Source organism: Leifsonia araucanica, from assembly GCF_051161895.1.
Classification (GTDB): domain Bacteria; phylum Actinomycetota; class Actinomycetes; order Actinomycetales; family Microbacteriaceae; genus Leifsonia.
Genome location: NZ_JBMBTW010000002.1, coordinates 610960 through 625636 on the forward strand (window position 1 = coordinate 610960; position 14677 = coordinate 625636).

The 14677-nt window shown below is 69.1% G+C and carries 16 protein-coding genes and 1 riboswitch; of the genes, 12 read left to right on the forward strand and 4 right to left on the reverse strand.

The window, feature by feature from the left end; translation table 11 throughout:
- The first annotated feature begins 80 nt into the window (after window positions 1-80).
- Together ACN6M5_RS02830 and ACN6M5_RS02835 are read left to right on the forward strand one after the other, a co-directional pair.
- Window positions 81-1829 (forward strand): APC family permease, encoded by a 1749-nt coding sequence (locus ACN6M5_RS02830; protein ID WP_085368533.1) that lies wholly within the window; start codon window positions 81-83, stop codon window positions 1827-1829.
- 57 nt (window positions 1830-1886) lie between these two features.
- Entirely contained in the window at window positions 1887-2318 is a 432-nt protein-coding gene (locus ACN6M5_RS02835) for a PaaI family thioesterase (RefSeq protein WP_168690841.1), read from the forward strand.
- Between the two features lie 13 nt (window positions 2319-2331).
- Here the strand turns inward: ACN6M5_RS02835 and ACN6M5_RS02840 are convergent, their stop codons facing one another.
- Both ACN6M5_RS02840 and ACN6M5_RS02845 read right to left on the reverse strand, forming a co-directional pair.
- Complete coding sequence (locus ACN6M5_RS02840; protein ID WP_434948432.1) at window positions 2332-4110, reverse strand: long-chain-fatty-acid--CoA ligase; 1779 nt, start codon at window positions 4108-4110, stop codon at window positions 2332-2334.
- A 10-nt stretch (window positions 4111-4120) separates the two neighbouring features.
- Window positions 4121-4786, reverse strand: a complete 666-nt coding sequence (locus ACN6M5_RS02845; protein ID WP_434948433.1) for an SDR family oxidoreductase — start codon at window positions 4784-4786, stop codon at window positions 4121-4123.
- A gap of 85 nt (window positions 4787-4871) precedes the next feature.
- Between ACN6M5_RS02845 and ACN6M5_RS02850 the strand changes: the two genes are divergently transcribed.
- The 7 genes from ACN6M5_RS02850 to ACN6M5_RS02880 all read left to right on the forward strand — a co-directional run bounded on the left by ACN6M5_RS02850 (window position 4872) and on the right by ACN6M5_RS02880 (window position 10093).
- The gene (locus tag ACN6M5_RS02850; RefSeq protein ID WP_085368530.1) at window positions 4872-5177 is read left to right on the forward strand and encodes a DUF6412 domain-containing protein; all 306 of its coding nucleotides are present in this window, start codon (window positions 4872-4874) and stop codon (window positions 5175-5177) included.
- 112 nt (window positions 5178-5289) lie between these two features.
- A complete protein-coding gene (locus tag ACN6M5_RS02855; RefSeq protein ID WP_168689301.1) occupies window positions 5290-6072 on the forward strand; it encodes a YidC/Oxa1 family membrane protein insertase in 783 nt (260 codons plus the stop codon).
- Between the two features lie 36 nt (window positions 6073-6108).
- On the forward strand, window positions 6109-6402 hold the full coding sequence (locus ACN6M5_RS02860; RefSeq protein WP_434948434.1) for a hypothetical protein: 294 nt from the start codon (window positions 6109-6111) through the stop codon (window positions 6400-6402).
- Window positions 6403-6412: 10 nt separating this feature from the next.
- On the forward strand, window positions 6413-6949 hold the full coding sequence (locus tag ACN6M5_RS02865; protein WP_434948435.1) for a DUF1697 domain-containing protein: 537 nt from the start codon (window positions 6413-6415) through the stop codon (window positions 6947-6949).
- Between the two features lie 73 nt (window positions 6950-7022).
- Window positions 7023-7655 (forward strand): TetR/AcrR family transcriptional regulator, encoded by a 633-nt coding sequence (locus ACN6M5_RS02870; RefSeq protein ID WP_168689303.1) that lies wholly within the window; start codon window positions 7023-7025, stop codon window positions 7653-7655.
- Window positions 7652-9337 (forward strand): MDR family MFS transporter, encoded by a 1686-nt coding sequence (locus ACN6M5_RS02875; RefSeq protein ID WP_434948436.1) that lies wholly within the window; start codon window positions 7652-7654, stop codon window positions 9335-9337. Before ACN6M5_RS02870 ends, ACN6M5_RS02875 begins: the two co-directional genes overlap by 4 nt.
- 108 nt (window positions 9338-9445) lie before the next feature.
- Window positions 9446-10093: a hypothetical protein gene (locus tag ACN6M5_RS02880; RefSeq protein WP_168689305.1), complete on the forward strand. Its 648-nt coding sequence runs from the start codon at window positions 9446-9448 to the stop codon at window positions 10091-10093.
- A 94-nt stretch (window positions 10094-10187) separates the two neighbouring features.
- Here the strand turns inward: ACN6M5_RS02880 and ACN6M5_RS02885 are convergent, their stop codons facing one another.
- The gene (locus ACN6M5_RS02885) at window positions 10188-11192 is read right to left on the reverse strand and encodes an aldo/keto reductase family protein (protein WP_168689306.1); all 1005 of its coding nucleotides are present in this window, start codon (window positions 11190-11192) and stop codon (window positions 10188-10190) included.
- A gap of 52 nt (window positions 11193-11244) precedes the next feature.
- Between ACN6M5_RS02885 and dinB the strand changes: the two genes are divergently transcribed.
- Entirely contained in the window at window positions 11245-12513 is a 1269-nt protein-coding gene (gene dinB, locus ACN6M5_RS02890) for a DNA polymerase IV (RefSeq protein WP_168689307.1), read from the forward strand.
- A 32-nt stretch (window positions 12514-12545) separates the two neighbouring features.
- Here the strand turns inward: dinB and ACN6M5_RS02895 are convergent, their stop codons facing one another.
- Window positions 12546-13457 (reverse strand): endonuclease/exonuclease/phosphatase family protein, encoded by a 912-nt coding sequence (locus ACN6M5_RS02895; protein ID WP_168689308.1) that lies wholly within the window; start codon window positions 13455-13457, stop codon window positions 12546-12548.
- 110 nt (window positions 13458-13567) lie between these two features.
- Between ACN6M5_RS02895 and ACN6M5_RS02900 the strand changes: the two genes are divergently transcribed.
- Window positions 13568-13903: a GerW family sporulation protein gene (locus tag ACN6M5_RS02900; protein ID WP_434948437.1), complete on the forward strand. Its 336-nt coding sequence runs from the start codon at window positions 13568-13570 to the stop codon at window positions 13901-13903.
- Between the two features lie 12 nt (window positions 13904-13915).
- A riboswitch (TPP riboswitch) is annotated at window positions 13916-14016 on the forward strand.
- An 84-nt stretch (window positions 14017-14100) separates the two neighbouring features.
- Window positions 14101-14676, forward strand: a complete 576-nt coding sequence (locus ACN6M5_RS02905) for an ECF transporter S component (protein ID WP_434948438.1) — start codon at window positions 14101-14103, stop codon at window positions 14674-14676.
- The last annotated feature ends 1 nt before the right edge of the window (window position 14677 follow it).

Sequence of the window (14677 nt, forward strand, 5' to 3'; positions counted from 1 at the left end):
GCTCGGCGTCGTTTGGGGTTAGCCTGTCTCCAGCCGGCCCGCTCAGTGGAGAGCGGACCCGAGTCGGTGGAGGCGCAGAAATGACAGCGACCGTCCCCTCCAAACCGGAGGATGTGGAATCCAAGGGGCTGAAAGGCGGGGCCCTCGGCCTGGTCTCCAGCGTCGTGGTCGGGGTGGCATCGACCGCGCCCGCGTACAGCCTGGCGGCGAGCCTGGGCTTCATCGTCGTCGGCGGCACGGTCGTCGCCGGGGTGAAGGCGCCCGGCATCGTGCTGCTCGCGTTCATCCCGATGTATCTGATCGCGGTCGCGTATCAGGAGCTCAACAAGGCCGAGCCGGACTGCGGAACGACGTTCACCTGGGCGACCAGAGCGTTCGGGCCGGTCACCGGGTGGATGGGCGGCTGGGGCATCATCGTCGCCGACGTGATCGTGATGTCCAATCTGGCGCAGATCGCCGGGTCGTACTCGTTCACCTTCGTCGGCAGCTTCGGCCTGCCCGCCGTCGCCGACCTCGCGACCAACACCGTGGCGACGACGATCGCCGGCCTGCTCTGGATCGCGATCATGACCTGGATCTGTTACCGCGGCATCGAGATCTCGGCCAGATTGCAGTACGTGCTGCTCTCGTTCGAGGTCGTCATCCTGATCTTCTTCGCCGCGTTCGCGCTCGTGAAGGTCTACACCGGCAACGCGGAGCCGTACTCGCTCATCCCGCAGTGGGACTGGTTCAACCCGTTCACCCTCGACTTCAGCAAGACCATCGCACCGGCCATGCTGACCGCGATCTTCATCTACTGGGGCTGGGACACGGCCGTCTCGGTGAACGAGGAGACGAAGGATCCGGGGAAGACCCCCGGCCGCGCCGCCGTGATCAGCACGCTGCTGCTGCTCGCCACGTACGCGGTGGTCACGGTCGCGACGGTCGCGTTCGCGGGCGTGGGGGAGAAAGGGATCGGGCTGGCGAACCCGGCCAACTCGGGCGACGTGTTCTCGGCCATCGGGCCGACATTGTTCGGTCCTGGCCCGGTCGGCGCGATCCTGATGGCGCTGCTCGGCTTCTCCATCCTGACCTCGGCGTCCGCCTCCACCCAGACCACGATCCTGCCGACGGCGCGCACCGCCCTGTCGATGGCGGCCTACAAGGCCATCCCCGAGCAGTTCGCGCGCATCCACCCCCGGTTCCTCACGCCGACCTGGGCCACGATCGGGATGGGGCTGGTGTCCGCGGTCTTCTTCCTCATCTTCACCTTCATCAGCCCGGCGCTGCTGCTGGCGCTGATCGGGTCGATCGGCCTGATGATCGCGTTCTACTACGGACTCACCGGGTATGCCTGCGTCTGGTACTACCGCAAGACGCTGTTCCACAGCTTCCGCAGCATCATCCTGCGCGGGCTGTTCCCGCTGGTCGGCGGGCTGATGCTCACCTACGTCTTCATCTACGGACTGATCAACTTCGCCGCCGTGGACTGGCTGGTGGACGACAACGGGAAGAACGTGACCATCTTCGGCATCGGCGCCGAGGCCGTGGTCGGTGTCGGCGGTCTGCTGATCGGCCTCGTGCTGATGGCGATCTGGTGGTGGCGGCGGCCGGACTACTTCCGCGGCAGGACCCTCCCACGGCGCTCCGACGACCTGGTGCTGTCGCCGGAGGGCGTCGTCCCGGCGTTCGGGCTGCCGGACTCCGGCATCCCGCCCACGATCATCGCGCCGGACTTCTCCAATCTTCCCCCTGGACAGACCCCCATCAATGCCGAGACGCTGGAGCCGGTGAAGGAACCGTCCGAGCTACCGCCGGACGATCCCGCCCTGCCGCGAAAGGACGAGTGAGTGAGCGAACGACAGCGCGTCGTCGAATGGGAGGACCCGGCACCGGGAGTGGCCGTCATGCCCACCATGAGCGGCCTCGACTATCTCCGGTCGATGCTCGACGGGGAGCTTCCGCCCCCGCCGATCACCAACCTGATGAGCATGCGGCTCACCGACGTCGGGCCGGGCACGGCGACGTTCGTCTGCGAACCGGACGAGTCGCACTACAACCCGATCGGCACCGTGCACGGCGGGCTGGTCTGCACGCTGCTTGACTCGGCCCTCGGATGCGCGGTGCAGACGACGCTGCCGCAGGGTCAGGGATACACGTCCATCGAGATCAAGGTGAACTACCTGCGCCCTGTCTACGCGGGCGCCGGTCCGCTGACCTGCGTGGCGCACGTCACGAAGCCGGGCAGCAGGGTCGCGTTCGCCGACGGGGTGGTGACGGACGCCTCCGGCAAGACGGTCGCGACGGCGACGGGCTCGCTGCTCGTGTTCCCGCTCTAGCGGTCCGGGCCGGTCAGTCCTTCGCCGCGAGCAGCTGGTCGCGCACCTTGCGCCTGATCACCTTGCCCACGATGGAGCGAGGCAGATCGTCCACCTGGGTGACGTGCCTCGGCACCTTGTACGGGGTCAGCGTGTCCCTGGCGAACGCCCGGATCGCGGCCTCGTCGAACGAGGCGCCCGGCTTCATCACGACGGCGGCGACCACGTCTTCGCCCCCGCGCTCCTGCGGGACGCCGACCACGGCCACGTCCGCGACGCCCTCGAAGTCGCGCAGCGCGTCCTCGACCTCCGTCGGCGAGACGTTGAAGCCGCCGGTGACGATGAGCTCCTTGATGCGGTCGACGATGCGCACGAAGCCGTCCGCATCCATCGTCACGATGTCACCGGTGCGGAACCAGCCGTCGTCGGTGAACACCTTCGCCGTCTCGTCGGCCTTGTGCCAGTATCCGGAGAACACCTGCGGGCCCTGGGCGAGCAGCTCGCCCTCCTCGCCGAACGGGCGGTCCTGCGACGGATCGTCCGGGTCGACGACGCGCAGCCGCGTGCTCGGGAGCGCGAGGCCGACGGTGCCGTCCCTGCGCGTGGTGCCGACCGGGTTGGCCATCAGCACGGGGGAGCACTCGGACAGGCCGTAGCCCTCGACCAGATAGCCGCCAGTCTTGCTCTCCCAGAGCCGCACGATGCTCTCCGGCAGGCTCATCGCCCCGGAGATGGCGATCTCGATGCCGGACAGCGACACCTTCCGCTTCTCCGCGGCCGCGACGAGGCGGTCGTAGATCGGAGGGACCGCCGGCAGGAAGGTCGCCGGGCGCTTCTTGACCACATCCAGCACCAGGTCGGGATCGAACTTCGGGAACAGCACCAGGCGCGACCCCATGCTCATCGCGAAGGTGAGGCAGAGCGTCAGCCCGTACGCGTGGAAGAGGGGGAGCACGGCGTACACCACCGAGGTGCCCCGTTCGATGGTGGGCACCCACGCCCTGGCCTGCGCGGCGTTCACCGTGAGGTTGAGGTGGCTGAGCATGACGCCCTTGGGCAGGCCGGTGGTGCCGCTGGTGTACTGGATGAGCGCCAGGTCGTCGCGCTCGGGCCGCGGATACGAGGCCTTCAGCCTGCGGCCGCCGATCAGGGTCTCCCAGGTGACCGTGCCGCTGACCTTCGCGGTGAGCTGCTCTCTGGCCTGACGTGCTGCACGGACCGGCAGCCGCAGGGCGGCGCGCTTGGTCGCCGGCATCGCCCTGGTGATGTCGATCGAGACGACCGTGGTCACTCCGAGGTCGGCCGGGAGCTCCTGGACGGTCTTCGCGACCTTGTCCCAGACGATGGCGACGGTCGCGCCGTGGTCCTCGAACTGGTGTCGCAGCTCGCGCGGCGTGTAGAGCGGGTTGTGCTCGATCACCACGGCGCCGAGACGCAGAGCGGCGTAGAAGGCGACCACGTGCTGCGGGCAGTTGGGGAGCACGAGCGCGACCCTGTCTCCCTTGCGCACGCCGCGCTTGCGCAGGCCCTCCGCTGCACGGGCGATTTGGTCGCCCAGCTCCGCGTACGTGGTGGTCGCCCCGAAGAACTCGAGGGCGACGTTGCGCGGGTAGCGGGCGACGGACTCGTCGATCAGGTGCGCGAGCGAGCCGTCGGGCAGGTCGACGTCGTCCGGCACGTTCGGCGCGTAGCTCGCGAGCCACGGCCGCGCGGCGTAGTCGCCGGGAGCGGTGCGTGTGGCGTCGGTGCCTGGAGCGGAGGTGGTGGCGTCGGAGGTGGCTGCGGCGTCTGCGCCGTCCGGTGTCTGGCTCACGCTGGCAAGCCTACGCGGAGGCGACCAGCGCGCGCACCGCGTCGTCGATCGGCGTGCTGCCGGAGATGGCCTCCCAGACGTGCCCGATGGTGCCCGGCTCGTCGATGCAGGCGCTGATCAGCCGGGCGACGTCCTCGCGCGCGATGCTGCCCCGCTCGACGCTGTCCCCGATGGTCACGAGCCCCGTGCCCTCCTCGGTGGTGAGGCCGCCCGGGCGCAGGATGGTCCAGTCGAGCCCGGATTCGCGGAGCACGGCGTCCGCATCCCGCTTCGCCTCGACGTATGCGCGCCAGACCGGCTCGGTGTCGTCCGGCAGCGGCGCGTCGACGCCCCAGGCGGAGACCTGCACGAAGCGGCGGATGCCCGCGAGCACGGCGCCCTGCATCGACTTCACGGAGCCTTCGTAGTCGACCGTCCGCTTGCGCTCGATGCCGGAGCCGGCGCCGGCACCGGCGGCGAACACCACGGCGTCCGACCCGGCGAACGCCGTGGAGAGCTGCTCGGGCGTCGCCTTCTCGATGTCGAGCAGCACGCCCTCTCCGCCCAGGCGGTACACGTCGTCCGCGTGCTCCTCGTTCCGGACGATGCCGACGAAGTCGTCACCGTTGTCATAGAGCACCCGCATCAACTGCTGGGCGACTTTTCCGTGGGCACCGACGATCACAACACGAGTCATGCTTCCATCATGGACCCCTCGGGGGTGGATGCGCCCACGGCGAACACCTCCAGCGAATCGGCCGTGAATTTGTTAGCGTCATCCCATGCTGACGTTCTTCGAGCTGCTGGGGCGGGTCTTCGCCGCGTCGCTCGACGGCGTGCTCGCCGCATCCACGCCGGCCAGCATCATCGCTCTCGCCGGTATGGCCGGCGCGATCGGACTCGTCGCGGTCGTCGCGGCCGCCGGGCTCACGTCGGTGGCAGCACTGGCGGCGTCGCTGCGCATCCGGGCCCGGCTCGAACGGCCCATCGAACCGGCGGACAAGAGCGCCATGCTTCGCCAGTCCGATCCGGATGCCGACGGCCGCCCGCGCCCGCGAGCGCCCGGTCTCGCCCTGCGGACCGCGTAGCAGGAGCATCTCCCGCCACCCCGATGGGCGGCGCAGCCCTGCCGGCAGCCTCAGCTGCCGAGCGCGGTCAGACGGAATCCCCCCCATCCGTTCGACAGCAGGGACACCTCTCGTGGACATCTTCTCCTTCGGCCCCATCGCGGCCGTCCTCGACGCGACATACGCTCTCGTCACCGGCCTGTCCGGCGCTCTCGCGCCGGTCGCAGGCACTCTCAGCGGCCTGCTGGCCGTCGTCGCCCTCACCGTGATCGTCCGCGCGCTCCTCATCCCGGTCGGGATGAGTCAGGTGCGCGCCGAGTACAACCGCCGCCGTCTGGCGCCGCACATCGCCGAGCTGCAACGCAAACATGGAAAGGACCGCGAGCTGCTCGCCAGGAAGACGATGGAGCTCTACCAGTCGGAGAAGGTCTCTCCGTTCGCGGGGATGCTCCCGCTGCTCGCGCAGCTCCCGGTGATCTCGCTGGTCTACGCGGTCTTCACCCATCCGGCGATCTCCGGTCACGCCAACGAGCTGCTCGGCGAGCATGTCTTCGGCGCGCCGCTCGGCACGAGTTTCGTCGGCCTGACCAGTGCCGGAGCGGAGGTGTGGCCCGCGATGCTCGTCTACCTCGTCGTGCTCGGGCTGATCGCGATCGTTACCACCGTGTCCAGGAGGGTGCTCACGCTCCCGCAGCCGGAGGGCGCCGCCACGCCCGGTTCCGGCGGCCTGCTACGCGCCCTGTCGTTCCTGCCGTACGTGACCGTGGTGTTCGCGGCGTTCGTGCCGCTCGCCGCCGCCGTCTACATCCTGACCTCGACGGCATGGACCGTCGCGGAGCGGTTCACGCTGCGTCGTCTCCTCGACCCGGAGCGGCACCGTCCGGATGGGCGGATCGAGCCGTCCGCCGCCCGCTGACCGGACAGCCGGCCCGCCGGGTGGGATGCTTGGAGCATGAAGAACCGCAAGACAGCCGCCTCGACGGCCCCGGCGTTCGGCGTCGGCGTGCAGGTGTACGTGCGCGAGCCGCAGGAGCAGAGCGGTGACGACTGGGTGGGAGAGCCCACCGGCGTCATCATCGCGCCGGGTGCAGCGAGCCTGCGCAGCGTCAACCTGCCAGCCGGAGACGTGACGTCGTGGCTGGTCGCGTTCAGCGAGCCGCAGCGGCGGCGCGACGGACGCGGCCCGTACGAGCAGGCGACCATTGCACAGGCGCTGCTGGTGGCCGCAGACCCGATCGACGGTTAGCGGCATCCGGATGCACGGGGTCGGGCTGGTCCGCGGGATCAACGTCGGCGCATCCACCCGGGTGGCGAAGGGCGACCTGGCCGCCGCGTTCACGGATGCCGGGTTCGAGCGCGTCTCGACCTTCCTGCAGTCGGGGAACGTCGTGTTCGACGCCGCAGCCGCCCCGTCGGCCGCACAGGCCGCGGCCGTCGAGAGCGCCATCGAGAAGCGCTCCGGCGTCTCCGCCCGGGTGATCCTGCTGACCGAGAAGGCGTTCCGTGCCGTCGCCGCGGCGAACCCGCTGCTCGACGCCGGCGACGACCACTCGAAGCTGATGGTCACCTTTCTCGACCATCCCGTGCCGCCCGCGCTCCGCGTTCCCGACGCGGACGCGATCGCTCCGGAGGTCGTCAGCGTCGGTGAACGCGCCGTGTACCAGTGGTGCCCGCTCGGCGTCTCGAAGTCGAAGCTCACTCCCGCGTTCTGGCGCGAGGTCGGACCGGTGGCGACCGGGCGCAACTGGCGCACGGTGCTCCGCCTGATCGAGGAGCTGGATGCGCGAAACTGAGCGTTCTCCGCGAATAGTGCAGAACTGCATTCTTTCAGTTTAGAAAGCTTGCAGCGAGTGCAATAATAGTCAGGTGACATCGGAAACCCTCGGACTGCGCGAGCGCAAACGCCTGGAGACACGGGCGCAGCTCGAACGCGCCACCGTGCTGCTGGTGGCAGAGGTCGGACTCGAGAACGCCACGGTCGACGCGATCTGCGCCCGTGTGCCCGTCTCGCCCCGCACCTTCTTCAACTACTTCGACAGCAAAGAGGACGCCATCCTCGGGATGCGCGACCTCCCCATCGACGACGCCTTCCTCGACCAGCACAGGGCGGCCACCGCCGGACTGCCGGTCGTCGAACAGGTCATCGGCCTGCTGCTGCACGTGATGGGCCCGGCGATCGGAGACACCGAGCTGCACGCGGCCAGGATGGCGATCGTCAAGGAGCATCCGGAACTCCTGCGCCGGCAGTTCGCCCAGATGACACGGATGGGGGAGCAGCTCGTCGCGGGCGTCTCCCTCTTCCTCACGAACGATCCTGCGTTCTCCGCCCTCCCGGACGCCGAACGCGACTCGCTCGCCGAGCTGATCCTCCCGCTCTGCGGCGGCGCCATCCGCGCTGCCGTCAAAGAGTGGGTCGCCGACGGCTCCGTGCGCGACACAGCAGAACTTCAGAGGCGGGCCGTCGAGCTCGCCGGAAAGGTGATCACGGCACTCGCATGAGTCAGACAGCAACACACCAGGAGACCGCGGGCGCACTGCCAGACGGGGCTCCGAAGAAGAAGGCGATCCTCCTCGTCTTCGCCGGCCTCATGGTCACGATGCTCCTCGCATCCCTCGACCAGACGATCTTCTCCACCGCGCTCCCGACCATCGTCGGCGAGCTGAACGGCGTCGAGCACATGCTGTGGGTGACCACGGCGTACATCCTGGCGTCCACGATCATGATGCCGGTCTACGGCAAGCTCGGCGACCTGATGGGCCGCAAGGGCCTGTTCATCATCGCCATCGGGCTGTTCATGGCCGGCTCGGTCGTCGGCGGCTTGGCGGGCGACATGGGCTGGCTGATCGTCGGCCGTGCCGTGCAGGGCCTCGGTGGCGGCGGACTGATGATCCTCTCCAACGCGATCATCGCCGATGTCGTCCCCGCTCGCGAGCGCGGCAAGTACATGGGCATCATGGGCGGCGTCTTCGCCCTCTCGTCCGTCGCGGGCCCGCTGCTCGGCGGCTGGTTCACCGAGAGCATCGGCTGGCGCTGGGCGTTCTGGATGAACATCCCGCTCGGCATCCTGGCCATCGCGTCCGCCGTCGCCTTCCTCCGCCTGCCGAAGAACACCGCAGGCAAGCCGCGCATCGACGTGGCCGGGATGGGGCTGCTCGCCATCGCATCCACCTGCCTGGTGCTGCTGACCACCTGGGGCGGCACGACGTACGCCTGGGATTCGCCCGTGATCGTCTCGCTGATCGTGGGAACGGTCGCGGCGGGCATCGCCTTCGTCTTCGTCGAGAAGGCGGCGGCGGAGCCGATCATGCCGCTGGCGCTGTTCAAGGACCGCAACTTCAACCTGACCACGATCGCCGGTCTGATCATCGGCATCGCGATGTTCGGCGCCCTCGCCTACCTGCCCACCTACCTGCAGATGGTCACCGGGGCGAACGCCACCGAGGCCGGCTTCCTGATGATCCCGATGATGGCCGCGCTGCTCATCACCTCGATCGTCTCCGGGCAGCTGGTCAGCAGGACCGGACGGTACAAGTGGCTGCCGATCGCGGGAACGGTGATCGTCGGCGTCGCCCTGGTGCTGCTGTCGACCATGACCCCGACCCTGCCGGTGTGGGTGCTCTGCAGCTACCTGGCCGTCATGGGAATCGGGCTCGGGATGAGCATGCAGATCCTGATCCTCATCGTGCAGAACGCGTTCCCGGTGTCCCAGGTCGGCACGGCGACGGCGGCGAACAACTACTTCCGTCAGATCGGAGCCTCGCTCGGCTCCGCGATCGTCGGCAGCCTGTTCGCGTCGCGCCTCACCGAACTGCTCACCGAGCGGATGCCGGCAGGAGGCCAGGCGGCGGGCGGCGGGACCAACTCGCTCACCCCCGCGATCGTCAAGAGCCTGCCTGCACCGATCCGCGACGTGATCGTCGGGTCGTACAACGACGCGCTCACCCCGGTGTTCCTCTACATGGTCCCGCTGCTGCTCGTCGCGGTCGTGCTGCTCTGCTTCGTGAAGGAGAAGCCGCTGGCCACCACCATCGAGCGCGATGTGGTCGCGACGACCGCCGAAATCGACGGCTCGACGCATCCGACACTGGATGCGGAAGCGGCCTCCCAGCAGGCGGTTGCGTCCGACACGGCGCAGCCCGCCGAGGACGACGAGCTGGACGGAACACTCCTCAGGAGCTGACCGGCCTCGTCGTCCGAACGGCCCGCCCTCCCCGGCTTCGGGAGGGCGGGCCGTTCGCTTTACCCGTAATCACTGGCCCCGCGCGGCGGACGCTCCTACAATGACGGCATGTTCGTCGAGGGCACCCTTCGATGGCAGGTCACCGAGGACTGTCCCTGGGACCTGCTGATGGCGCTCGCCCTCCGCGACCTCGGACACCTCGACGGGGTCGGCGACCCCGTGATCCCGCGGCTGACGCCGGCGGTCGCTCCCGTGCTGCATCCGGCGACCGGTGCGCTCCCCGTGCTTCCCGCCCGGCGGCGCCCAGCGCATCCCGGAGCGGAGGGCAGCCCGCTGGCCGAGCAGTGGCTGGCGTGGTTCGAGTTCACCGTCGACAGGGAGCGGAGAGCGGCGGGGTCGCTGCTGCAGCCGCCCCACTTCTCGGCGTTCGACAGGGCGATCGAGCTGCAGGACCTCATCCTGGAGCACTTCGACGAGGCACTGCTGTGGGCGACGGAGCGGCACGACGAGTACGCCAGGGCGAGCGCGCAGACGCACGCCAGGCGTGCGGCCGACATCGTGGATGTGGTGCGCGACCGCGAGCACGAGCTGCGGAGACAGGCCGGCTACTTCCGGCTGGATCTCTCCGTGCTCCCTCTGGAGGAGCGCGGAGCCTGGATCGTGGGCCCGCACTCCGTCATCCTCAGCACGACCCTCCGAGACGACTCCGACGCCTTCCGCGCCTGGTTCGCCCCCGTCGTCGCCGCCCTCGTCTGACTCCGCCCCCTCCCCAAAACATCGAGTCCGAACTTATTCACGCGACACGCCGCGGCGAGCGTGAATAAGTTCGGACTCGATTGTCTCGGACCGATCAGGCGGGGCGCTGAGCGGGGGAGACGGTCTCTGCCGGGTCGGTGACGGCCACGTCGCCGACGGCCTCGTCGATGCGGGCGAGCACGTCGCCGGAGAGGCGGATGCCCGCTGCAGCGGCGTTCGAGGCGACCTGCTCCGGCTTGGATGCTCCGACGATGGCTCCGGCCACGTTCGGGTTCTGCAGGACCCAGGCGACGGCGAGCTGCGCCATCGTGATGCCGAGCTCGTCGGCGATCGGGCGGAGACGCTGCACGGCGGTGAGCACGTCGTCGTTCATGAACGACTTGATCGCGTTCGCGCCGCCCTTGCTGTCCGCGGCGCGGCTGCCCTCCGGCACCTCTCCGCCCGGCTGGTACTTGCCGGTCAGCACGCCCTGCGCCACCGGCGACCAGACGATCTGCGAGATGCCGAGTTCGGCGGACGCCGGGACGACCTTGCCCTCGATGACACGCCACAGCATCGAGTACTGCGGCTGGTTGGAGATCAGCTGGAAGTTCAGCTCCTTCGCCAGCGCCGCACCGGCGCGCAGCTGCTCGGCGTTCCATTCGGAGACGCCGATGTAGAGCGCCTTTCCGGCGCGCACCACGTCGGCGAACGCCTGCATCGTCTCCTCGAGCGGCGTCTCGTAGTCGTACCGGTGCGCCTGGTAGAGGTCGACGTAGTCGGTGCCGAGGCGCTCCAGGGAGCCGTCGATCGACTCGAAGATGTGCTTGCGGGAGAGCCCGACGTCATTGTGGCCCTTCGGGCCGGTGGGCCAGTAGACCTTCGTGAAGATCTCGAGGGAGGCGCGGCGCTCGGCCTTGAGCGCGTCGCCGAGGACCTTCTCCGCCGCCGTGTTCGCGTACGCGTCCGCGGTGTCGAAGGTGGTGATGCCCGCATCCAGTGCAGCACGGACGCTCTGCGTCGCGATGTCGTTCTCCACCTGGGAGCCGTGGGTGAGCCAGTTGCCGTAGATGATCTCGGAGATCTTGAGTCCGCTGTTGCCGAGGTACCTGAATTCCATGATGCTCACGCTACCCGACGACACTGTCGGCGGCACGTGGCAAGCTTGTCTGGTGGGACGAGCGGACGGCAACGACAGACGGGTGACCACCGAGCCGATCGACGACTCGTCCGCCACCATCCTGCACGTCGACATGGACGCGTTCTTCGCCTCCGTCGAGCTGCTCGACCGACCGGATGCGCGCGGCAAGCCCGCCATCGTCGGTCACCCCGGCCCGCGCTCGGTCGTGACGAGCGCGACGTACGAGGCGCGCAAGTTCGGGGTGCGCTCCGCGATGCCCGTCTCGCAGGCGCTCCGGCTCTGCCCGCAGGCGATCATCCTGCCGCCGCACATGCACAAGTACAAGGAGTATTCGGAGAAGGTCATGGCGATCTTCTCCGAAGTCACCCCGCTGGTGGAGGCGCTGAGCATCGACGAGGCGTTCCTCGACGTCGCGGGCGCCAGGCGGCTGCTCGGGTCTCCGCGCCGCATCGCCGAGCTGATCAGGGCGCGCGTGTACTCCGAGACCGGCCTCACCTGCTCGGTCGGCGCAGCGCCCACCAAGTTCATGGCCAAGCTGGCCTCCGGCCGGGCCAAGCCGGACGGCGTGCTGGTCATCCCGGAGTCCGCGATCATCTCCTACCTGCGCCCGCTGCCGGTCGGGGCGCTCTGGGGTGTCGGCGCCAGCACCCAGCAGGCGCTCGAGCGACTCGGGATGCGCACGGTCGCCGACCTCGCCGACGCACCGCTGCACGTGCTGCAGAAGGCGGTGGGCGACGCATCAGGACGCAAGCTGCACGAGCTCGCGAACGGCAGGGATCCCCGCTCGGTGGTCACGGAGACTCGCGAGAAGAGCGTCGGGCACGAGATGACGTTCGAGACCGACGTCTCCGATCAGGATCTGCTGCGCCGCGAGCTGCTGCGGCTGTCCAACCAGGTGGGGGAGCGGCTGCGCAAGCACGGGTTCGTCGGGCGCACCGTCGCCCTCAAGCTGCGGTTCTCCGACTTCCGCACGGTGACGCGGTCGCGCACCCTCGGCGAGCCGACCAACGTCGGCAGGCGCATCTTCGAGGAGGCGTGGCAGGTCTACGAAGGGCTCGACCTCGGCCGCACCCCGATCCGCCTCATCGGCGTGCGCGCCGAGCAGCTGCTCGACGGCGGGGGCGACAGCCTGGCGCTCTGGGATCCCGACGACGAGTGGCGCGAGACCGAGCGCACGCTCGACGCGGTCAGCGCACGGTTCGGGCGCGGGATGATCGGGCCGGCCTCCCTGGTGAAGCGGCAGCCGGACGCCGACGCGGCGGCCGACGACGGCCGCAACCCGCGCTGGCTCAGCGACTGAGCGTCAGCGCAGCAGGCTGAGCGCGCGACCGGTCAGCGCAGCCCGACGATGATGCCGCGGTGGTCGCTGCCGTTGTCCGGAAGCACGTCGCTCGACACGTTCGTCATGCCGCGCACAAGCGCGTGATCGAGCCGGGCGACCGGGAACTCGGCCGGCCAGGTGAAGCCGAAGCCGAGCGTGCTGTCCGGCGCCTCGGTAAGCGTGGACAGCAGCGGCTGGAACTTGCGGTCGGTGCTCGCCGTGTTGAAGTCGCCGACCACGATCAGCTTCGCCGCGTCGTCCGCGGCAACTGTCTCCGCCAGCTGCGACAGCATCGTGTCGCGCGATTGGTATGCGCCGGGCCGGACGGACGCGATGTGCACCGCGTAGACGCGCGTCGGCGTTCCCGGCGTGGCGAGGTCGACCCGCACCGCCCTGTCCCAGCCGAGGCCGAGGTCGAGCCGCTGCTCGTCGCTGATCGGGTACTTGCTCCAGACGCCGACGGTGCCGACGACGGCACTGTGCGGGTAGCCCGGGGCGAGAACGCCCGCGACCGTCTCCCGCGAGGTGGCGTCGAGTTCCTGCAGGGCGATCACGTCGGGCGCGCGGTCGGCGAGGTCTTTCGCGATCGCGCCCGCCGCGGTGTTCTGGGCGTGGATGTTCTCGCTCGCGACGGTCAGCGACGGCGCTCCCGCGTGCATCCCGGGCAGGATGGTCGGCAGGAACATGCTGCCCCAGACCGCGGCGGCCGCCGCGACGCAGAGCCCGCCGAACAGGGACAGCCGCAGCAGAGAGGCGATGCCGAGCAGCAGGATGACCCCGCCGAGCCACGGCAGGAAGGTCTCGATCAGCGACGCGGACCCCACGATGTTCGGCAGCAGACCGTGCCAGAGCAGCAGGGCGCCCACCATGAGGGCGAGCAGGCCTGTGACGATGCCGCGCGGGCCACGGCTGGAACGGATCATCGACACTCGCACGATTATTCACGGTGCACCGCTGAGAACCCGCCGCAAACGCTGGACAGAGGCTGAGCACTGCCCTGGTGAGCCTGGGAGCGGGAGGGTACGGTTGCTGCATGACCAACATCTCCCTGAAGCTCGCGGAAACGATCAGCTCAAACGGCATCAAGTCGGTCTACGGCGAGCCCGTGGAGATCGACGGGACCACCATCGTCCCTGTCGCGGCCGTGCAGTACGGCTTCGGCGCAGGCTCGGCCGGGGAGGGCGAGGAAGCAGACGCCCCCGGTGGAGCGGGCGGTGGAGGCGTGAGCATCCCGTTCGGTGCGTACATCAACGACGAGACCGGTGTGCACTTCCGTCCGAACATCATCACGCTGCTCGCCGTCGCCATCCCGTTCGTCTGGGTGGCCGGCCACGCCTGGGCACGCATCATCCGGGCGTTGAAGAAGTAGACTGAACGCGAACACGGGAGTCCGGTGAGCCGGGCTGAGAGGAAACTTCTCAAGTTTCGACCGTTGAACCTGATCTGGATCATGCCAGCGCAGGGAGACATTCTCGAATCCCGTGCCCTCTTTCCACGAACGAAAGGGCACGAACAGTGCACGCAACACTCTCTCCGAGCACCACAGCCGATCGCAGCACGCGCGTCATGAAATGGCGGGTCGTCGACATCGTCGTCGCCAGCGTGGTCGCCGTCGCCTCCGGCGTCGTCTTCTGGGTCTGGGGACAGCTCGACAACCCCATCTCCGGTCCGGTGAGCGCCGTGCTCCCGGGCTTCCAGGGCATCCTGAACGGGCCGTGGCTGTTCGCGGGCGTGCTCGGTGCGCTGATCATCCGCAAGCCGGGTGCTGCGATCTACACCGAGCTGGTCGCCGCGACCGTCTCGGCGCTGATCGGAACGCAGTGGGGCTTCGCGACGCTCATCTCCGGGCTGGTGCAGGGCCTCGGCGTCGAGATCGTCTTCGCCCTGTTCCTCTACGCCAACTGGCGGCTGCCCGTCGCGCTGCTCGCGGGCGCCGGAGCGGGCATCGCCGAGTCGATCCTCGACCTCCTCTACTGGTACCCCGGCTCCAAGCTCGGCTTCGTCGTGACGTACACGATCACCACGACCATCTCCGGCATCGTCGTGGCCGGGCTGCTCTCCTGGCTGCTCGTGCGAGCGCTGGCGAAGACCGGCGCGCTCAGCAGGTTCGCATCCGGTCGCGAGGCGACAGGCAGGGTCTGAT

What these genes read in the sequence shown, in the direction of transcription:
- ACN6M5_RS02830 (WP_085368533.1), top strand. Translation starts at nt 81, where the DNA reads ATGACAGCGACCGTCCCCTCCAAACCGGAGGATGTGGAATCCAAGGGG.
- ACN6M5_RS02835 (WP_168690841.1), top strand. Translation starts at nt 1,887, where the DNA reads ATGCCCACCATGAGCGGCCTCGACTATCTCCGGTCGATGCTCGACGGG.
- ACN6M5_RS02845 (WP_434948433.1), bottom strand. Translation starts at nt 4,786, where the DNA reads ATGACTCGTGTTGTGATCGTCGGTGCCCACGGAAAAGTCGCCCAGCAG.
- ACN6M5_RS02850 (WP_085368530.1), top strand. Translation starts at nt 4,872, where the DNA reads ATGCTGACGTTCTTCGAGCTGCTGGGGCGGGTCTTCGCCGCGTCGCTC.
- ACN6M5_RS02860 (WP_434948434.1), top strand. Translation starts at nt 6,109, where the DNA reads ATGAAGAACCGCAAGACAGCCGCCTCGACGGCCCCGGCGTTCGGCGTC.
- ACN6M5_RS02865 (WP_434948435.1), top strand. Translation starts at nt 6,413, where the DNA reads ATGCACGGGGTCGGGCTGGTCCGCGGGATCAACGTCGGCGCATCCACC.
- ACN6M5_RS02875 (WP_434948436.1), top strand. Translation starts at nt 7,652, where the DNA reads ATGAGTCAGACAGCAACACACCAGGAGACCGCGGGCGCACTGCCAGAC.
- ACN6M5_RS02880 (WP_168689305.1), top strand. Translation starts at nt 9,446, where the DNA reads ATGTTCGTCGAGGGCACCCTTCGATGGCAGGTCACCGAGGACTGTCCC.
- ACN6M5_RS02885 (WP_168689306.1), bottom strand. Translation starts at nt 11,192, where the DNA reads ATGGAATTCAGGTACCTCGGCAACAGCGGACTCAAGATCTCCGAGATC.
- ACN6M5_RS02895 (WP_168689308.1), bottom strand. Translation starts at nt 13,457, where the DNA reads ATGATCCGTTCCAGCCGTGGCCCGCGCGGCATCGTCACAGGCCTGCTC.
- ACN6M5_RS02900 (WP_434948437.1), top strand. Translation starts at nt 13,568, where the DNA reads ATGACCAACATCTCCCTGAAGCTCGCGGAAACGATCAGCTCAAACGGC.
- ACN6M5_RS02905 (WP_434948438.1), top strand. Translation starts at nt 14,101, where the DNA reads ATGAAATGGCGGGTCGTCGACATCGTCGTCGCCAGCGTGGTCGCCGTC.